The sequence below is a fragment of the Streptomyces sp. NPDC054794 genome, from assembly GCF_053611585.1.
In genome coordinates this window covers 112,418-128,158 of the sequence record NZ_JBSHAQ010000026.1, presented here as the reverse complement: position 1 = coordinate 128,158, position 15,741 = coordinate 112,418, and the positions used below count along the sequence as shown (strand labels likewise).

Below are 15,741 nucleotides of genomic sequence, written 5' to 3'. Positions count from 1 at the left end.
GCTACTTCACCGCGCCCAGGGCCGCCGCGGCGGCGTCGGCGAGCGTGCCGCGGAACAGGTCCGCGAGCGGGAGCGTGACACCGTACTCCTCCACGAGCCGCGTCTTCAGCTCGATGGCCATCAGGGAGTGGCCCCCAAGATCGAGGAAGTTGTCGTCGACGGTGATGGACGGATCCCCGAGTTGCTCGCGCAGCCGGTCCAGGATCGCTTCCTGGAGTTCGAGGAGTGTGGGGAGGCTGAGTGTGGTCATGGCCGGGGGTCCATCTCCTTGGCGATCATCTGGGTGTCGGTCTTTCCGTTGACTGTCAGCGGCAGTTGCGCGAACCACGCGAACCGGCCGGGAAGCATGTACTGAGGGATGCGGGAGCGCAGTGCGGTGCGCAACGCCCGCAGTTCCAACGGCTGCCCCGAGCGGGTGGTGTAGCCACAGGCGAGCACAGCCCCCTCGGGCGATTCGAGCACCACGACTGCCGCCTCCGTGACATCGGGGACCGCGGCGACCGCCGCCTCGACCTCGCCCAGCTCGATGCGGTGCCCGCGGATCTTCACCTGGCGGTCGGCTCGACCGTGGTAGACGAGCCGACCGTCACCCAAGTCCTCGACGAGGTCCCCGGTGCGGTAGAAGAGCGCGCCGTCCAGTTCACCGAGCGGGTCGGGGCCGAAGCGTTCGGCGGTGGTCTCGGGCCTGTTGAGGTAGCCGGCGGCGACCTGCGGCCCGGCGACGGCGAGTTCGCCCCGGTCGGCGGCGCGGCCGGTCGTGTCGATGACGCGGGCGGTGAAGCCCGGCAGCGGACGGCCGATCACCGACAGCTCGCCGTGGAGGTCGGCGTCGGTCAGCGCGTGGTAGGTCGTGTGCACGGTCGCCTCGGTGAGCCCGTACATGTTGACCAGGCGCGGGCGGTCCAGGCCGAAGCGGTCCCGCCAGGCGCGCAGCGCGGGCATCGAGAGACGCTCTCCGCCGAACACCACGTATCTCAGCGGAAGTTCGCCGCCCTCGGGTATCAGGCCGAGCAGGGCGCGGGAGAGGACCGAGAAGGCGGTGGGGGTCTGGTTGAGTACGGTGACGCCCGTGTCGACGACGATCCCGGCGACGGACTCGGGTGCCAGTTTGTTCCAGCGGTCGAGAATGACGAGGGTGCCGCCGTGCAGAAGCGGGCCCCACAGCTCCCAGACCGAGAAGTCGAAGGCGATCGAGTGGTAGAGCAGCCATACGTCGTCGGGTCCGAAGCTGAAGAGCCCTTCGGTCGCGTCGAACAGCGCCTGGACGTTGCGGTGGCTGATGGGCACACCCTTGGGGCGGCCGGTGGTGCCTGAGGTGTAGATGACGTACGCGATGTCCTGCGGGCCGCACAGCGCCACATCGAGTTGGACTGCCTCGGGGTCGGCCGCGATCCGGGCGACGTCGGTCGCGCTGAGGGCGTACGCATCGGTCTCGGCGCCCTCCGCATCGCCGACGACCGCGCGCGGCGCCGCGTCGGAGACGATGAGCCGGTTGCGCTCCGCGGGGTTCTGTACGTCGAGCGGTACGTAGGCGGCGCCGCAGCGCAGAACGGCGAGCAGGGCGGCGACGGCTTCGGGGGACGGTTCGAGGGAGAGCGCCACGTGGTCGCCCGGACGGACCCCTGCGGCTGTGCGGAGGTGCGCGGCGATACGGCGGGAGGCCGCGGCGAGTTCGCCGTATGTGGTGCGCACGGTGCCGGACACGGTGGCGACTGCGTCCGGTCGGGCCGCGGCGACTGTGTCGAAGCGCTCGACGAGGGTGCGGTTCAGGGCGTTCATGTCACGTAGTTCCGCCTTGGGTGTCGGTGAATGGGCGCACGCGGGCAGCGCACGGCGGCGCGAAGGAGAGGGCGTGCGGACGGAGCGACGTCTCAGCCGTCGCTGTCGCCGGCAGTCGTGTCCAGCAGGAACCGTTCGACCAGGTCGACGGGAAGGTCCACGGCGTATTGGTCCACGGACCAGCAGGCGAGGCCGGGCTCGACGACAGCGCGGCGCAGTAGCAGCCCGCCGGCGTACTCGGCGGCTTCGAGCGAGGGGGCGCGGACGTACAGGACCAGTGCGCAGCCCGCCGGGTCCGGCCGCATCCAGTGGTGCTCCAACCGGCTGCCCGGCCTCAGGGCCTCGGCGCGGAGCAGGTCATCGATGAGGCACAGGTCGCCTGGGGGTGTCTCTGCATGCGAGTGCAGCAGCCGTGCAGAGATGACGTACATGTCGCCCGGCCTCCTCAGGTGCTGTTGTCCGTTGTCGGTCAGGGACGGTCGAGGGGCAGGGATGTCACCCCCAGATGTTGCCGTCGGGCGAGGAGCCGGTCGTCGTGACGGCGGCGGGCTCCGTGGCGGGCGAGGTGAGTGCCTGGGCGGTGGCCGGGACGGCGACGAGCAGGACGAGGGCGGTGGCGAGGGCGCGGAGGACAGTCTTCATCGAGAACCTTCCAGGCTTCGTGGTCTTGAGAGCGGTGGGCCGGGCGTTGCCGCCGGGCCATGTCCATGAGTCTGCTGACCGCATGTGGCCCGATCCAGCCCTGCCCGCGTTCCCAAATAGGCCACGGCCGGTACCGGAACGCCCAGGCCGGGCCCAGGTTTTCGACGGACCGCAGTCCTGATGGGACTCGTCGGACCGTGGGAGAGACGTCGGTCCGTGGCCGCCGGCAGGTGAGCGCTTTCGCCGGGCCGGGCTGCGCGGGCACGGGATACCGGCGGAGTTGCCGGTGGCGGTCGAGACGAGCCGCGGGCTGGTGGTCGACCGGCTCCTCGCGGCCGGGCATTCGGTGGTCCCCGTCCACCCGAACGCGTTCCCCGCGATGCGTCCCCGCTGGGGCGCTTCGACGGCCGAGACGGGCGCGCTGGGCCGGCCGAAGTCGACGCGCCGGCTCCGGTCGACCACCGCCGTGATCCTGCCGAGGATTGACCTGGTGTTCGAGGTCGATGCGGGACCGATGGATGTTCGCCGTCGGCCAGTTGTGCGTCCACGACCAGGTCGCGCTCGCCGAAATCGTGCGGCACCACATCGACATGTCGGGCCGGTACTCGTTCCAACTGCTCGCTCTGGCTGGCGGGTTGGGGCCTTAGCGTGATCCGGCCACTCCTGACGAGGAATGATCGTGCGGACATCGCTACGGGCTGCTAACGTCTCCGGCATGAAGCGCGCTGCTGTGACGACGACGCCGGAGAGTGTCCCGGCGCGCTGACGGATGTCTTAGTCCAAAGCCCCGGGGCGAGTGCCCCGGGGCTTCGCCTTGCGGTCACTCGCCCGATGTCCGCGAGGAGACCGCCATGCATGACCACCGCAAGCTCGGCCGTGAACTGGGCCTGTTCGACACCGACCCGCTGATCGGCGCGGGACTGCCGTACTGGCTGCCCGACGGCGCGGCCGTACGGCACACCCTGGAGGAGTACATCCGCGCCGCCGAACGGCGAGCGGGCTACCAACACGTGTACTCACCGGTGCTCGGCAAACGGGAGCTGTACGAGATCTCGGGGCACTGGGCGCACTACAGCGACGACATGTTCCCCCCGATGGACCTCGGCGGTGAGCAGGTCGTCCTGCGGCCGAGCCTGTGCCCTCATCACGCGGTGATCTACCGCTCCGGCTCCCACAGCTACCGCGAACTGCCCCTGCGTATGGCCGAGTTGGGTGGCATGTACCGCTCCGAACTCTCGGGCGTGCTCGGCGGGCTGACCCGGGTGCGGGCCATCCAGCTCAACGACGCGCACATCTTCTGCACTCTGGACCAGGTCGCCCAGGAGGCGCAGGCCGCGCTGGAGATGATCCGCCGGGCGTACGAGGCACTCGGCATCACCCCGACTCGCTACCGGCTCTCCCTGCCGGGCCCCGGTGGCAAGTACGTTGCTGCCCCCGAGAAGTGGCAACGGTCCATCGCCCTGCTGACCGACGTCCTCGACCGCTCCGGCCTGCCCTACGAGGCGGCCGAGGGTGAGGCCGCGTTCTACGGCCCCAAGATCGACGTCCAGGTCACCGACGGCGCCGGTCGGGAGTCCACCCTGTCCACTGTCCAGGTCGACTTCCACCAGCCCGAGCAGTTCGATCTGCATTACATCGGCGCGGACGGCGCCAAACATCGCCCGGTCATGGTCCACCGCAGCATCATCGGCAGTGTGGAGCGAGCCGTCGCCCATCTCATCGAACAGCACGGCGGTGCCTTCCCCGCCTGGCTCGCCCCCACTCAGCTGGTGATTCTTCCGATCTCCGACACCGAACTGCCGAACGCCGCCGCGCTCGCCCAGCGATGCGCCGGCCTCGGTCTGCGTGCCAAGATCGCGGGACCGGAACGCGGCAGTCTGGGCGCCCGTGTCCGAGAGGCCCGCCTGGTTCCCTATCAAGCCGTCATCGGCGCCAAGGAGGCCGCTGACGATCACGTCGCGCTGCGTTTGCGTGACGGACGCCGGCTCGACCCGCAGCCGGTCGATGACGCACTCACCCACATCAGCGGCCTCATCGGTGCCCACAGCACCGACCTGTGGGTCGACGCCGCCTCATAGCAGGCGGTGCGATCCGCGCCTGCCGTCGCCCGGGGCAAGGAGGCTGGTGGCGGTGCCGGCGCCGCAGCGTCGCCGGGGTAGCGAAGAAGCTGCTCCGGCTCTGCCGCAACGCAACAAGGACCGCGACCATTAGGTCGAGGCCCTCGATTCCGTATCGCTACGGCAAGCAGCAACAGCAAGTCACGCGAGTGACACACCTACGCCGCGCTCCGCCCCCTGAAAACCCCACATGCCTGCGCCACGGCTACCAGCCGTCGCGCAGGCATGTCCTGTTTCCGCAGGTGAGAGGCGCAGTACCTGGACCGCCACCGCCTCACCCCCTCATCGAGCCGATCACGAGGCTCAAGGCCCCAGAAACGACGAAATACCGGTGAGTCACATGACTCGACCGGCAATTCGTGAAATGCTTCGGGACGATCTCGTGAACGTCCCAGCAAGTGTCCGAGGGGGGACTTGAACCCCCACGCCCGATAAAGGGCACTAGCACCTCAAGCTAGCGCGTCTGCCATTCCGCCACCCGGACCAGGTGTCTGTCGCCTGGCCGGGGGTGTTCCCCGCGGCGACAGGGACAACAATACCAAGGTTTCGGAGTGCCCTTCACCTGCATATCCGCCGGTGAGCACGGTCACGGCTCGTGGCTGTGCCGCTACGGTCACCGGGTGGCGCCGGAGTGTGACCGGCGCAACCCGGGGCGACGTCACGGCACAGCCACGAGCCACCGGGTCCGGGTCAGGGCATGAGCTGGTAGTCGGGGAAGTTGCCGGGCAGCCGCTCCCCCGCCGGGCCCTCGGTCACCGCGCGCACCAGGAGCTCGCCGCCGACGAAGGCGCCCCGCCAGGAGGCACCGAAGCCGCCGAACAGCTCGTCGCGGTCGCCGCGGGAGCGGGGCTTGCCGTGGCCGACCTTGAACGCGCGGATCTGCGGGGCGAGCCGCTCGTAGGTGTCCCGGTCGTCCGTGGAGAGGGTGGCGACCAGGGCGCCGTTGGACGCGTTCATGGCGGCCAGCAGCTCGGCCTCGGTGTCGACCAGGACGATGGTGTCGACCGGGCCGAACGGTTCCGCGTGGTGCAGCGGGGAGGACGACGGCGGGCCGAGGAGCGTGACCGGCTGGACGTACGCCGAGGTGTCCTGGCCGGGCAGCAGGCGGGCGTCCGTCGGCCGGCCCCGGTACAGCGGGACGGCGCCGCGGTCGATGGCGTCGGCGACCTGCTCGCGCAGTTCCTGGGCCTTGGCCGCGTTGATCACCGGCCCGAAGTCCAGCTCGGGCGGGAGGTCGTCGGGGTGGCCGACGGCCAGCGGGTGGCCGGTCCTGACGCCGCGCACCGCCGGGAGGTAGGCCGCGAGGAACTCGTCGAACAGCTCACGCTGGACGACGAAGCGCGGGTACGCCGTGCAGCGCTGCTTGCCGTAGTCGAAGAGCTTCGGGATCACCGCGGTGAGCGAGTCCCAGTCGGAGAAGTTCCACAGGCCCCAGGTGTTGAGTCCTTCCTGTTCCAGCACGTGCCGCTTGCCGAGGTCGGCGACGGCCGTGGCCACCGCGGCGCCGGTGTCCCGGCCGCCGACGAAGGAGACGCAGCCGATCTCGGGGGCCCGTACCAGCGCCTCCGACAGTTCGCCGCCGCTGCCGCTGACGAGCGTGACCGGGATGCCCTCGCGGGCGGCCAGCGCCGAGGCGAGGGTGAGGCAGGCGACGCCGCCGTCGGTCGGGGTCTTCGCGATGACCGCGTTGCCCGCCAGTGCCTGCACCAGCATGGCGTGCACGAGCACGCTCATCGGGTAGTTCCAGCTCGCGATGTTGGAGACCGGCCCGGCCAACGGGGTGCGGCCCGCGACCATCGGCTCGATGCCGTCGACGTACCAGCGCACGCCGTCGATCGCGCGGTCGACGTCCGCCTGGGCGAGCCGCCAGGGCTTGCCGATCTCCCAGACGAGCAGCAGCGCCAGCAGCTCGCGGTGTTCGGTCAGGGCGTCGAGGGTGGCCGCGACCCTGGCCCGGCGTTCGGCGAGGGGGACGTGCCGCCAGTCGCGGTGCTGGTCCAGGGAGGCCCGTACGGCGTGCCGGGCGGTGGCCCGGTCGAGGCGCGGCGCGCCCACGATGGGGGTGCCGTCGACGGGGGTGGTCGCGGGTCGGGCCCGGCCGTCCGTCCGCCAGGCGGCGCCGTAGAGATTGAGGACGCGGTCCTCGTGGAAGGCCTCGGGGGCGACGGCCAGGGAGCGCTGCCAGGCGTCGCTCCAGGACGTGCCGGGCTTGAGGATGAGGCCGGGGCGGGTCGTGGTGAGGGTGGGTGCCATTCGTCTGCTCCGCTCTCGGGGCGGGGGTCGGGCCGGGGTGGCAAGGGTCGTCCCTGCCACCTGAGCGCGCGTTGACGCCGACTTGCGCGGGCACTTGGGCGGGGACCGCGCGACGGTGAAGTGCGGGGCTGCTCCGGGGGCGGTCCCGGGCGCGGTCCCCCTGTACGTGCAGCGCGATCGCGCCGCTGCCGCGGCCGCCGGCGTTCCGCGTCCCCCCTTTACGATCAGCACAACGATCGGCTTTGGGGGGACCGAATGAACACCGCACCTGAGCAACCGGCGCGCAGAGTATCGACGTTGGAGCTCTTCTTCGATCTCGTCTTCGTCTTCACGCTCACCCAGCTCACCGTGCTGCTCGCCGCCGACCTGTCGTTCGCGACGGCCGGGCGCGTCGCGCTGATCTTCGTCGTGCTGTTCTGGATGTACGGCGCCTACGCCTACCTGACCAACCAGGTACCGCCCGACCGGCCGTCCCGGCGTCTGCTGCTGATGCTCGGCATGGGCGGGTTCCTGGTGTGCGCGCTGGCGATCCCGCGCGTCTTCGACGACACGGGCGTGGTCTTCGGGCTGGGCTTCCTGCTGGTCGTGGTGGTCCACACGGCGCTGTACACACGCAGCCACGGCTGGGACTCCATCTGGTACGGCGTCTCGAACGCGCTGGCGGCCCTGTCGGTGACGGCGGCGGGCCTCTTCGACGGTCTCGCGGCGGACGGCCTGTGGGTGCTGGCGATCGTGCTGCAGTTCGTGACGCCGTACGTGGCCGAGCACGGCCCCGGCCGCCGTGACGGCCGCTCTCCGGACGCGATGCGGGTCCAGCTGGGCAGCCTGGATCCGGCGCACTTCGTGGAGCGCCACGGGCTGCTGCTGATCATCGCGCTCGGCGAGTCGGTGATCTCGATCGGCGTGGGCATCGGCGATCTGCCGCTCACGGCGGGCCTGTTCGGCGGCGCGTTCCTGGCGCTCGCGCTCGCCGTGACCCTGTGGTGGACGTACTTCGTGCGCGACGAGGAGGGTGCGGAGGCCTCGTTCCGTGCGACCCCGGCGCCGGACCGGTGGCGGCTGGCGATGAACGCGTACTACTACGCGTTCCTGCCGATGCTGCTCGGCATCGCGTTCCTCGCCGCCGGTGTGAAGAAGGCCCTCGGGCATCTCACCGAGCACCTGCACACGGGGCCGGCGCTGGCGCTGGCGGGCGGTGTCGTGCTGTTCCTCGTCGGGGACGTGGCGTTCCGGGCGGCGATGCGACTGCGGCCGCTGCGCTTTCGCGCGACGGCCGCACCGGTGGCGCTGGCCACCGCGTTCCTGGGCGCCGGGGTCTTCGCGGTGGCCGAACTCCTGGCCCTGGTGGCGGTGTTGATGACGATGCTCGGCGCCGAGGCCCGCTGGGGCACCCCGACCGAGCGGGCCCGGGAGCCGGAGTCACCCGCCCTCCACGAGCCTGCCTGACGGCTCACGCCTTCAAGCCTTCCGGCGCTCGTGGTACGACTGCCGGGTGTGTTCCGTGTGCTCGCGCATGAGGCGGGTGGCCAGGTGCTCGTCGTGGTCGGCGATGGCGGCGATCAGGTCCCGGTGTTCGCTCCAGGACGTGCCGCCGCGCAGGCGGGCCACCGGTGTGTAGTACCACCGCACCCGGCGGTCCACCTGGGCGGCGAGTTCGGCGAGGACCGTGTTCCCGGCCAGCTCCATGATCTTGGCGTGGAAGGCGGCGTTCAGGGCCACCGCACCGGTGACGTCGCCCGCGGCGATGGCGGCCAGGCCCTGGGCCACGATCTCGTCGAGGGCCGCGATGCCCGCCGCGTCCGCGTTCGCGGCGGCCAGCCGGGCCGCCTCGGCCTCCAGGAGCGTACGGACCGTGAGGAGCTGGTCGGCCTCGTCCTCGGTCGGCTGGTGCACGAACGCGCCCTGCGCGGGGCGCAGATCGACCCAGCCCTCGCTGTTCAGCCGCTGCAGCGCCTCGCGCACCGGCTGGCGGGAGACGCCGAGATGGCCGGCGAGTTCACTCTCGACCAGGTGCTGGCCGGGCTGCAGCGCGCGGGTGGTGATGAGTTCGAGCAGCGCCTCGTAGACGCGGTCGCGCAGCGGGCCGGGGCGTTCGAGCCTGGGCACCGCCCCCTGCGGCAGTCCGGTCGACAACATGCCGTCCCCCTCCTCGGCAGGGCCGTGCACAGCGGACGGAACGCTCGTGGGCACGGGCAGCCCCGCAGCGCCGGTGTCGATTGTCCTTCGTCCACAGACTACGGCGCAGGGGATCCGGGCGGCTCGTCACGGGCACCGTACGACCTGCCCGGCGTACGACAGGTTGCCGCCGAAGCCGAACAGCAGCACGGGATCGCCGGCGGTGATCTCGCCCCGCTCGACGAGCTTGGACAGGGCGAGGGGGATGCTGGCGGCGGAGGTGTTGCCCGATTCGGTGACATCGCGGGCGACCACGGCGTTGACGGCGCCGAGCTTCTGCGCGAGGGGTTCGATGATGCGCAGGTTGGCCTGGTGGAGGACCACCGCGGCGAGGCCCTCGGGGGCGATCCCGGCCTTCTCGCAGGCGCTGCGGGCGATGGACGGCAGCCGCGTGGTGGCCCAGCGGTAGACGCTCTGCCCCTCCTGGGCGAACCGCGGCGGCGTGCCCTCGATCCGCACGGCGTGGCCCATCTCCGGCACCGACCCCCACAGCACGGGCCCGATCCCGGGCCGCTCGCCGGGCGCGCAGGCCTCGACGACGGCGGCCCCCGCGCCGTCGCCGACGAGGACGCAGGTCGTCCGGTCGCTCCAGTCGGTCACGTCGGACATCTTGTCGGCGCCGATGACCAGCGCACGGGTCGCCGCCCCCGCACGAACCGTGTGGTCGGCGGTGGCCAGCGCGTGCGTGAACCCGGCGCAGACCACGTTGATGTCCATGGCGGCGGGCTGCGGAACGCCGAGCCGGGCCGCGACGCGGGCGGCGGTGTTCGGGGAGCGGTCGATCGCCGTCGAGGTGGCGACCAGGACCAGGTCGATGTCGGCGGGGGTCAGACCCGCCGCGGCGAGGGCCTTGGCGGCGGCGTGCGCGGCGAGCTCGTCGACGGGCTCGTCGGGCCCGGCGATGTGCCGGGTCCGGATGCCCACCCGGCTGCGGATCCACTCGTCACTGGTGTCGACCATGCCCGCCAGGTCCTCGTTGGTGAGCACCCTGGCGGGCTGGTAATGGCCGACGGCGGCGATGCGCGAGCCGTTCATCTGGGATCCCCTCGTAGCCTGCGATCAGCGGGATCAACCAGTCTGGTCAGTGACTCGCCGGTACGACGGCAGGTGAAGCCACAGGAAACGGGCGCCCGCGTTGTCGGCCTCCGCCAGACCCTCGGACACCGCGTGAGCAGCCGTGTGTCCGGGCTGTCGCTCTGGAGCTGCGGACTGGGCTGCGACCTCGCACTCCACGTGCAGGACAATGAGACCGTGAAGGTCACCTCCGCGCACGACAACCCGGTGACCCACGGCAATCTCCGCATCAAGGGCCGTTTCGGCTACCAGCACGTACAGAACCGGGGCTGATCAGGACATGGGACGAGTCACGGAACGACGCAAAGTGATCCGTATCCGCGACGGGGCGGTCTCCACCCGGCCGGACACGCTCGTCGCCGAGGAGCCCGTGGAGATCCGGCTCAACGGCAAGCCCCTCGCGATCACCATGCGGACGCCCGGCGACGACTTCGCGCTCGCCGCCGGGTTCCTGGTGAGCGAGGGCGTACTGGCGGCCGCGTCGGACCTGCTGAACATCGTCTACTGCGCCGGGGCGACCGTGGACGGCTCGAACACCTACAACGTGGTGGACGTGCGGACCGCGCCGGACGTCGTCCTCCCCGACATCACGCTGGAGCGGAACGTCTACACCACCTCGTCCTGCGGGCTGTGCGGCAAGGCCAGTCTCGACGCGGTCCGTACGACCGCGCGGTGGCCGATAGCCGACACTCCCCCGCTGCGGATCGAACCGGAGCTGCTGGCGAGCCTCCCCGACCGGCTGCGGGCGGCCCAGCGGGTGTTCGACCGGACCGGCGGCCTGCACGCGGCCGCGCTGTTCGGTGAGGACGGCCGGCTGCTCGACGTGCGCGAGGACGTGGGCCGGCACAACGCCGTCGACAAGCTGGTCGGCCGCGCCCTGCAGAACGGCGAGCTGCCGCTGTCCCGCTCGATCCTGCTGGTCTCGGGCCGCGCCTCCTTCGAGCTCGCCCAGAAGGCCGTGATGGCGGGCATCCCGGTGCTGGCGGCGGTGTCGGCGCCGTCGTCGCTGGCGGTGGACCTGGCCGCCGAGACCGGGCTGACCCTTGTGGGCTTCCTGCGGGGCAGCTCCATGAACGTGTACGCGGGCGAGGACCGCATCGCCCTGCGGACCACGGCCGCCCAGGGCTGAACCTCTCCCCGCCGGCCGGGGCCCCGCCTCAGCCCCGCTCCTGCGCGATCGGCGCGAACGCGTCGATCACGGGTGAGCGCCGCCCCTTCTCCCAGACGAGCGGGACCTGGCCCGGCTCGGCGTAATGCACGGGCACGTAGGTGATGTCCGGGCGGGAGTACTGCTCGGCGACCGATGTCGGTACGAGGGTGATGCCGGTGCCCGCCGCCACACACTCGAACTTCTCCTCGATGGTGCGGATCGGCAGGTCGTCGGGGCGCGGATCGGTGTAGCGCAGCCACCGCTCGTCCTCCAGGTCGGCCAGGGCGAGCTCCTGCTTGCCGGCGAGCCGGTGCTCGGCGGGCAGCATCGCCACCCGCGCCTCGCTGCCCGTCGGGCGGGTGGGCGAGCCCGAGGACGTGGCGGAGGCGTACCTGTATCTGATGCGCGGCGGGTACAGCACCGGTTCGGTGGTGGTCGTGGACGGCGGCGGGGTGTGGTCTGACCGGTCAGCCGGCCGACAGGCGCACCCCGGAGGCGGCGACGACCGAGCCCAGCCGCGGGAAGTCGTAGCGCAGGGACGCGGCGTGCTCGTCCGCCGTGAGGGCGGCCATCGCGTCCTCGACGAAGACGAGGTCGTAGCCGAGGTCGTGGGCGGCGCGGGCGGTGGATTCGACGCCCAGGTTGGTGGAGATGCCCGCGAACACCAGCGTGTTGATGCCGCGTTGGCGCAGCCGGGCGTCGAGGTCCGTGCCCTGGAAGCCGCCCAGCGTGCGCTTCACGATCTCGATGTCCCCCGCGCGGAGCAGCCCGGCCACCAGTCCGCTCCCGGGCGGCTGCTCGGCCGTGCCGGGCCGTTCGACGCGGATCAGCACGACGGGTGCCCCGGCCGAACGGAAGGAGGCCGCCAACCCCTCGGCGGTGACCAGGACTTCGGTGCCCTTGCGGGGCTCCAGGGGCAGGGCGACGATGCGGTCCATCAGATCGACGAGGACGAGGGCCGTGCGCGCCGGATCGAGTGTGAGAGCTGCGGTCATGACGGAACGTTAGCCTTCGTCAGCCGTCCGTACCGGAAATCCGGATCAACAGGTCCATGAACTGGTCGCGTTCGGCCTCCGACAGCGGGGCGAGCAGCGTGTCGTTGGCCGCGCGGGCGGCCCTCTCGCAGCGCGTCAGGAGCCGCTCGCCCTTCGGGGTGAGCGAGACCGCGTTCTTGCGGCGGTCCCCGGGGTCCGGCTCGCGGCGGACGAGGCCGGCCGCCTGCAGGTCATTGAGGATGCCGACCAGGTCCTTGGGGTCGAGGCCGATGCCGCGACCGAGGTCCGCCTGGGCGACGGGAGCGAGGTCGTGGACGGCGGAGAGCACCACGTGGTGCCACATCCTCAGGTCCTCGGCGGCGAGCGCCTCGGCCACCAGGGCGCGGCCGCGTGCCGCGGCGCGGCCGAGGAGCCAGCTGGGCAGGGAGCGGATCGCGAGGAGGGGTGGTTCGGCCATGGCGGCAGCCTAGCGAAGAAGTCATTGGACTTCCCAACGACCTCCCGATACCGTTGGGATTCCCAACGACTTTCGGAGGTGCGATGCGTCGCATCCGGTACGAGTCCACCGGCGCCCCACTGTTCCTGGAGGAGGTCCCCGTCCCCCGGCCCGGCCCCGGTGAGCTCCTCGTGCGCTGCGAGGCCGTCGGCGTCACCCTTCCCATCGTCCGCAAGGTCACCGAGGCCGCCGAGCCCGTTCCGCTCGGCGGCGAGCTCGCCGGGGACGTGGTCGCCCTGGGGCCGGGCGTCACCCGGTTCCGCACCGGCGACCGGGTGACGGGGCTGTGCTTCGGGCACGGGTACGCCGATTTCGCGCTGCTGCGGGAGGACATGGCCTCGCCGATACCCGACGGCGCCCGCGCGGTCGACGCGGTCGCCCTGGTCCGCGGCGGGCTGGTCGCGCTCGGCGCGCTGACGGCGGCGCGGCCCGGACCGGGCGAGACGGCCCTGGTCACGGCCGCGGCGAGCGGGGTCGGACACCTCGCCGTGCAACTGGCGCGGGTGCGCGGCGCGGGGCGGGTGGTCGGCGCCGTATCCGACCCGGCCAAGGCGGACTTCGTCCGCTCGCTGGGCGCCGACGACGTCGCCCTGTACGGCGACGACAGCTGGGGACCGCCCGCCGACTACGCCCTGGACGCGGTCGGCGGCCACCTGCTCACCCCGGCCGTCGCCGCCCTGGCCCCCGGCGGCCGGCTGGTGGCCTACAGCTCGGGCGGCGGCACGATCCAGGCGTACGACCTGCTGGTCGGCGCCAAGTCGGTCATCGGGTTCCAGATGAGGCTCGTCGCCCAGGAGCGGCCCGAGCTGTACGAGCGGTGGCGTCGCGAGCTGTGGCGGCTGTTCGCCGACGGGCGGCTGAGGCCCGCCGTGCACGGGGAGTTCGCGCTGGCGGACGCGGCCGCGGCGCACGAGGCGATCGCGTCGCGGAGCAACCTCGGCAAGGTGGTGCTGCGCCCCTGACGGCGCGGAAAACCTGAAGTGGCTGCACGCTTCTTGTGAGCCGACCGGGGCCCAACTAACGTCTGAGAAGCGCAGGTTGGACGTGGGATGTCCAGATGTCAGGACGCATGAAGGGCAGGTCGCACCATGCCGTCAGGAGTCCGCGCACGACTGAGAACCACACTGGCCGCCGTGTTCACGGCGGCCGCTCTGCTTGTCCTGCCGCACCCGGCGCACGCCCAGCCGGCCACCGGCACCTCCGCCACCGCCGACACCCCCGGTTTCGAGCAGCAGATCCTCTTCAAGGCTTCCCAGGACCCCGGCTACGCCTGCTTCCGCATCCCCGCGATCGTGAAGACCGTCGACGGCACGCTCCTGGCGTTCGCCGAGGGCCGGGTCCTCAACTGTGGTGACGCGGCCGACATCGACATCGTGGTGAAGCGCTCCACCGACGACGGCCGTACCTGGAGCCCGTTGAGCGTGGTCAACGAGGGCGCGGGCGACACCCACGGCAACCCCGCGCCGATCGTGGACCGCGAGACCGGCCGGATCCTGCTCGCGGAGACGTACAACACGGGCCGTACGGACGGCGCGAGCTGCTCGGTCCCCTGCGACCGCACCCCGCATCTGCAGTACAGCGACGACGACGGCCTGACCTGGTCCCAGCCGCGCGATCTGAGCCCGGAGATCCTGCCCGCGAACTGGAACTCCTGGTACGCGACCGGCCCCGTGCACGGCCTTCAGCTCACCCGCGGCAAGGACGCCGGCCGGCTGGTCTTCGGCGTCAACACCGAGACCTGGGACGGCACTCGGATCTCCGCCAACCACGCGGCGCTCATCGTGAGCGACGACGGCGGCGACCACTGGCGGATCGGGGCCACCGACAGCTGGCCGATCGCGGACGACGGCACCTTCCGGCAGAAGCCGTCCGAGCTGACCCTCACCGAGCGCGCCGACGGGTCGATCCTGGTCAGCGGCCGGGAACAGGACGGCACCGACCTCGGCCACCGCACCCAGACGGTCAGCCGCGACGGCGGCGACAGCTTCGCCACCCCCTTCCGGAACCTCCCCGACCTGTACACCCCGCAGGTCCAGGGCTCGTCGCTGCGCCTGGGCGACCGGATCCTGCTGTCCTGCCCCGCCGACCCCGACCGCCGGCGGACGATGACGGTCCGCTCCTCCTACGACGGCGGACGCACCTGGGACAGCGTGGACCGGGGGACGGTCGTCACGACCGACTGGTCCGGCTACTCCGACATGGTGCGCGTCGACCACGACACCGTGGGGCTGATGTACGAGGGCGGCGCGGTCGACGCGCGCGACGAGATCCGCTTCGCCCGCTTCACCGAGGACTGGCTCCGGCCGCGCCGGGGCCCCGACCCCACCACCCGCGACCTCGCCCCGCACGCCCCGCGCGCGGCCGTGCTCGGCGGCACCGAGGAGACGGACGGCGTGTTCGGGGGCGCCCTGGAGTTCGACGGGGTCGACGACGCGGTGCGCCTGCCGTACAGCGACCGGCTCCCGCTCGGCACGAAGGACTTCACCGCGTCCGTGTGGTTCCGGTACTCCGCGACGAGCGGGGAGCAGCCGCTGCTGTGGATGGGCGGCATCGGCTCCACCCAGCCGCAGGTGTGGCTGCGCGGCGAACCCGACAGCAACCGGGTGCGGGCCCTGATGACCGTGCGCGACGGCCGCTCGACCGTCCGCACGGCGTCGGTCTTCACCACCACCGGCGCCTACAACGACGGCCAGTGGCACCACGCGGTCGTGCGGCGCGGCGGCGGACAGTTCCTGCTCGCCGTCGACGGCACCCCGTTCGCCGCCGCCGACGTGGCCGGATCCGTCAGCCGCAACTCCCCCTTCGGAGTCCACATCGGCCAGCGCATGGACAGCCGGGCCTTCTTCACCGGCGCCGTCGACGACGTCCGCGTCTGGGACCGCGCGCTGACCGACGCCGAACTGGCCGACCCGAAGACGTTCCGGTCGACCGCGAAGATCGGGGACACCGTGCTGTGGCTGCCCATGGACCGGGTGAGCGGCGGCCTCCAGGGGGTGTCGTTTGGATCGGGCCGGCTGTGAGAAGCGGTGTCTTGCAGCCAAGTCGAGCGGGGTGTGGTGC

16 protein-coding genes, 1 tRNA gene and 1 pseudogene are annotated in these 15,741 nt (G+C 71.8%); 7 read left to right on the top strand and 11 right to left on the bottom strand.

All coding sequences use genetic code 11. The features are described 5' to 3' along the window. Position 1: 1 nt before the first annotated feature. The 4 genes from ACWGKT_RS26500 to ACWGKT_RS26485 all read right to left on the bottom strand — a co-directional run bounded on the left by ACWGKT_RS26500 (position 2) and on the right by ACWGKT_RS26485 (position 2,421). Entirely contained in the window at positions 2-250 is a 249-nt protein-coding gene (locus ACWGKT_RS26500; RefSeq protein ID WP_453275668.1) for an acyl carrier protein, read from the bottom strand. Continuing rightward, the gene (locus ACWGKT_RS26495) at positions 247-1,779 is read right to left on the bottom strand and encodes an amino acid adenylation domain-containing protein (RefSeq protein ID WP_453275667.1); all 1,533 of its coding nucleotides are present in this window, start codon (positions 1,777-1,779) and stop codon (positions 247-249) included. Before ACWGKT_RS26495 ends, ACWGKT_RS26500 begins: the two co-directional genes overlap by 4 nt. Positions 1,780-1,871: 92 nt before the next feature. Further along, positions 1,872-2,210 carry a hypothetical protein gene (locus tag ACWGKT_RS26490; protein WP_453275666.1) on the bottom strand — a complete coding sequence of 113 codons (339 nt, stop codon included), beginning with the start codon at positions 2,208-2,210 and terminating at the stop codon, positions 1,872-1,874. A gap of 64 nt (positions 2,211-2,274) precedes the next feature. Then, positions 2,275-2,421, bottom strand: coding sequence for a hypothetical protein (locus tag ACWGKT_RS26485; RefSeq protein ID WP_453275665.1), 147 nt, complete (start codon positions 2,419-2,421; stop codon positions 2,275-2,277). Positions 2,422-2,924: 503 nt separating this feature from the next. Here ACWGKT_RS26485 and ACWGKT_RS26480 point away from each other — a divergent pair. Both ACWGKT_RS26480 and thrS read left to right on the top strand, forming a co-directional pair. Next, positions 2,925-3,068: a hypothetical protein gene (locus ACWGKT_RS26480; protein WP_453275664.1), complete on the top strand. Its 144-nt coding sequence runs from the start codon at positions 2,925-2,927 to the stop codon at positions 3,066-3,068. 102 nt (positions 3,069-3,170) lie between these two features. After that, positions 3,171-4,499, top strand: coding sequence for a threonine--tRNA ligase (thrS, locus tag ACWGKT_RS26475; protein ID WP_453275663.1), 1,329 nt, complete (start codon positions 3,171-3,173; stop codon positions 4,497-4,499). Between the two features lie 438 nt (positions 4,500-4,937). Here thrS and ACWGKT_RS26470 read toward each other — a convergent pair. Then, positions 4,938-5,022: transfer RNA gene (locus ACWGKT_RS26470), tRNA-Leu, on the bottom strand. A gap of 206 nt (positions 5,023-5,228) precedes the next feature. Continuing rightward, a complete protein-coding gene (locus ACWGKT_RS26465; RefSeq protein ID WP_453275662.1) occupies positions 5,229-6,791 on the bottom strand; it encodes an aldehyde dehydrogenase family protein in 1,563 nt (520 codons plus the stop codon). A 297-nt stretch (positions 6,792-7,088) separates the two neighbouring features. On the opposite strand from ACWGKT_RS26465, the gene ACWGKT_RS26460 reads away from it, so the two are divergent. Further along, the gene (locus ACWGKT_RS26460; RefSeq protein WP_453275661.1) at positions 7,089-8,237 is read left to right on the top strand and encodes a low temperature requirement protein A; all 1,149 of its coding nucleotides are present in this window, start codon (positions 7,089-7,091) and stop codon (positions 8,235-8,237) included. 12 nt (positions 8,238-8,249) lie between these two features. Here ACWGKT_RS26460 and ACWGKT_RS26455 read toward each other — a convergent pair whose 3' ends face one another. Beyond that, positions 8,250-8,927, bottom strand: a complete 678-nt coding sequence (locus ACWGKT_RS26455) for a GntR family transcriptional regulator (protein WP_453275660.1) — start codon at positions 8,925-8,927, stop codon at positions 8,250-8,252. 126 nt (positions 8,928-9,053) lie between these two features. Next, a complete protein-coding gene (locus tag ACWGKT_RS26450; protein ID WP_453275659.1) occupies positions 9,054-10,001 on the bottom strand; it encodes a beta-ketoacyl-ACP synthase III in 948 nt (315 codons plus the stop codon). 168 nt (positions 10,002-10,169) lie between these two features. Between ACWGKT_RS26450 and ACWGKT_RS26445 the strand changes: the two are divergent. Both ACWGKT_RS26445 and fdhD read left to right on the top strand, forming a co-directional pair. Beyond that, positions 10,170-10,313, top strand: a pseudogene (locus ACWGKT_RS26445) (2Fe-2S iron-sulfur cluster-binding protein); the annotation flags it as partial. A gap of 7 nt (positions 10,314-10,320) precedes the next feature. Further along, positions 10,321-11,169 carry a formate dehydrogenase accessory sulfurtransferase FdhD gene (gene fdhD, locus ACWGKT_RS26440; protein WP_453275658.1) on the top strand — a complete coding sequence of 283 codons (849 nt, stop codon included), beginning with the start codon at positions 10,321-10,323 and terminating at the stop codon, positions 11,167-11,169. Between the two features lie 28 nt (positions 11,170-11,197). Here fdhD and ACWGKT_RS26435 read toward each other — a convergent pair whose 3' ends face one another. From ACWGKT_RS26435 to ACWGKT_RS26425, 3 genes are read right to left on the bottom strand one after another with little or no spacing between them, the layout of a single operon-like run. Beyond that, the gene (locus tag ACWGKT_RS26435; protein WP_453275657.1) at positions 11,198-11,611 is read right to left on the bottom strand and encodes a LysR substrate-binding domain-containing protein; all 414 of its coding nucleotides are present in this window, start codon (positions 11,609-11,611) and stop codon (positions 11,198-11,200) included. 46 nt (positions 11,612-11,657) lie between these two features. After that, positions 11,658-12,185, bottom strand: a complete 528-nt coding sequence (locus ACWGKT_RS26430) for an isochorismatase family protein (protein ID WP_356151935.1) — start codon at positions 12,183-12,185, stop codon at positions 11,658-11,660. Positions 12,186-12,204: 19 nt separating this feature from the next. Continuing rightward, entirely contained in the window at positions 12,205-12,642 is a 438-nt protein-coding gene (locus ACWGKT_RS26425) for a MarR family winged helix-turn-helix transcriptional regulator (protein WP_453275656.1), read from the bottom strand. A gap of 83 nt (positions 12,643-12,725) precedes the next feature. On the opposite strand from ACWGKT_RS26425, the gene ACWGKT_RS26420 reads away from it, so the two are divergent. Further along, the gene (locus tag ACWGKT_RS26420) at positions 12,726-13,643 is read left to right on the top strand and encodes a quinone oxidoreductase family protein (RefSeq protein ID WP_453275655.1); all 918 of its coding nucleotides are present in this window, start codon (positions 12,726-12,728) and stop codon (positions 13,641-13,643) included. Positions 13,644-13,769: 126 nt separating this feature from the next. Continuing rightward, positions 13,770-15,701 carry an exo-alpha-sialidase gene (locus ACWGKT_RS26415; protein WP_453275654.1) on the top strand — a complete coding sequence of 644 codons (1,932 nt, stop codon included), beginning with the start codon at positions 13,770-13,772 and terminating at the stop codon, positions 15,699-15,701. Positions 15,702-15,741: the final 40 nt, after the last annotated feature.